Origin of the sequence: Candidatus Chlorohelix sp. (genome assembly GCF_037138995.1) — a bacterium.
Taxonomy (GTDB): Bacteria; Chloroflexota; Chloroflexia; order Chloroheliales; family Chloroheliaceae; genus Chlorohelix.
This window is the reverse complement of sequence record NZ_JBAXHI010000105.1, coordinates 1-2,088: the sequence shown is the minus strand read 5'-3', so window position 1 is coordinate 2,088 and position 2,088 is coordinate 1. Positions and strand designations below refer to the sequence as shown.

The window sequence follows — 2,088 nt, the reverse complement described above, 5'->3', positions numbered from 1 at the left end:
CTTCCCATTTCAGAGCGTAGGAAAGTTGCTCAAGTATGTTAAACTATACTTGAACTTTACCTAAGTCACGGTAATGGTTTTTTGGCACGTCAGTGGCTAAGACACTGGCGTACCTGCTACTCTTTTATCTTCAGCTTAACTATATACCAAACTTCCAAGTTAGTCAAGCGGTTATTCGGTCTCTTTTAAAATTGGTTGAAGTTGAATAGGTTATTTGCCGAGGTCGGTGCGTGATCCGCGATGGCGGGAATTTTTGTATTCTTCAACGGAGGCCAAGGTGGTGAGCCAAAAGCGGCCGTATTTTTTGGCGCGGAGCCGTCCTTTTCGGGCGATGTTTCTAAGAATGGCATAGTCAAGACCGGAAAGCTCGGCGGCTTCAGGAAGGGTAATAAGCTCGCCGATGGTGAGGGGGTCTATGGGGGGTGTGGTTGGTGGTTGGTGGTCTTCGGGTGTCATGGTGATCCTAGTGTATGAATGGGTTTGGCCTTTTGTTGGTGCTGGGGGTATGTTATCATAAGGTGGTATTTTGGGCAATTGGGGGGTAGGGGAAGATCAATGGGCGGAGCCATATCCTACGGGGATTGAGGTAGGGTTGGAAGATGGGGTTAGCGGTGCGCGATGTTAGATTCATCTGCGTACCGCAATGCCACTATTCAATTACCATGATTACATGTACATAGTATACCTATATGCTTATACTGTCAAGTGCGATCTCTATATTTCTTGGGGATGTTTTTGAAGCTCCGACTGTCTTTATATTCTCCTACAAATTCCATTGTAGTGAACCAATTACGACCCACTTTTTTTGCTTTTAAGCGACCTTTCTTTGCCACCGCTCTTAAAAGCTCTATACTAAATCCAGACCTTTCGGCAGCTTCAGCAAGAGAAATAAGTTCACCGATAGGTAAAAAGTCTATTGGATTTGTTGGGTTAGTTTCTTTTGACATTATTCTCTGTGTCTGCCTGCAAGTTTCATCCTAGACTGGCCTTTGATCGGAATACTACTGGTTTCATGTTATCACGATGCGGTATTTGAGGCAACACCCAACATGGTTTAGTAATCTTTATCTATCTTTTGCTTGCTTATTACCTTTGCTAAATCTGTATGAGAACTATTCTACTCATACAGATTTTTATTTTGCAGCTCTATTCCTCCTAGGCAGTAACAAACAAGGCTCTGGAACAGATTTAGCTTGTTCCCAGAGCCTTTTAAAATGCTTGGTCTGAAGGAATTTATCCGCCTAAGCCTGCGTCAATCAAAGCTTTGTCAAGAGCGGCTATTAAATCGTTGCCTTCGTTTTGGCTGGCCTTGATTTGGAGTTCCTTGATTTTAGTCAATACTATCACCATCTGGCGGAGGGGCTCTGTTTCGTTGGATTTGAGAGCGCGGGAGACACCTAACTTGGCTAGGACAATAATCTCATTAAAGCCGATCTCTTGCGGTTGCTCCAGTTCTTCTCGTACGAAATTTTCTTCTTCCTCGGTCATAAATTTGGCGTAAAAACCATGTTTTCGAGCTAGTTGATGGTGAGGTTGGAAGCCGATTTTGTTGCCGGGCTGAAAGTGCTTTCCTATCTCGTTACCGGGCTGAAACCAACGCTCTTTACCATTATCACCGGTTTGAGGGTTGGTGGGAGGTAGGTTAGGGTTGTGGACGCGGCAGAAGGTGGAATCGTGCATTGCGCCACTTTTACAACCTTCTTTGGCACAAGCACATTTTATGTTATGATGGCTTGGAGGCAAGTCTGGATGATGTACTCGGCAAAAGGTGGAATCGTGCATTGCCCAATTTTCACAGCCTTCTTTTTCACAGCCTTTTTTTTCACGTTTTATTTTTCGATTATTCACAAAAAACCTCTTACTTCCTAGAACACAAATACTAGTTACCCATGATAGTTATCTCCATCTATCAAATTTGGTGCATTATAAAAGGCTCCGACGCCGCCGCAACGCTATGACGCGACGCTAACCACCGCCGCCGCAACGCTCAACCAGAGAAACGACGCTCGACAACAACGCGACGCTATGCCGCGACGCTCAACCAGAGAAACGACGCTCGACAACAACGCGACGCTATGCCGCGACGCT

The 2,088-nt window shown here is 45.2% G+C and carries 3 protein-coding genes; all 3 read right to left on the bottom strand.

The genetic code is table 11. From position 1 onward, the window contains the following. Positions 1 to 210: 210 nt before the first annotated feature. Positions 211 to 456 carry a helix-turn-helix domain-containing protein gene (locus WCK19_RS18455; RefSeq protein WP_342398877.1) on the bottom strand — a complete coding sequence of 82 codons (246 nt, stop codon included), beginning with the start codon at positions 454 to 456 and terminating at the stop codon, positions 211 to 213. Positions 457 to 701: 245 nt separating this feature from the next. Then, the gene (locus tag WCK19_RS18450) at positions 702 to 947 is read right to left on the bottom strand and encodes a hypothetical protein (protein WP_342398876.1); all 246 of its coding nucleotides are present in this window, start codon (positions 945 to 947) and stop codon (positions 702 to 704) included. A 286-nt stretch (positions 948 to 1,233) separates the two neighbouring features. Then, complete coding sequence (locus WCK19_RS18445) at positions 1,234 to 1,848, bottom strand: hypothetical protein (protein WP_342398875.1); 615 nt, start codon at positions 1,846 to 1,848, stop codon at positions 1,234 to 1,236. Positions 1,849 to 2,088: the final 240 nt, after the last annotated feature.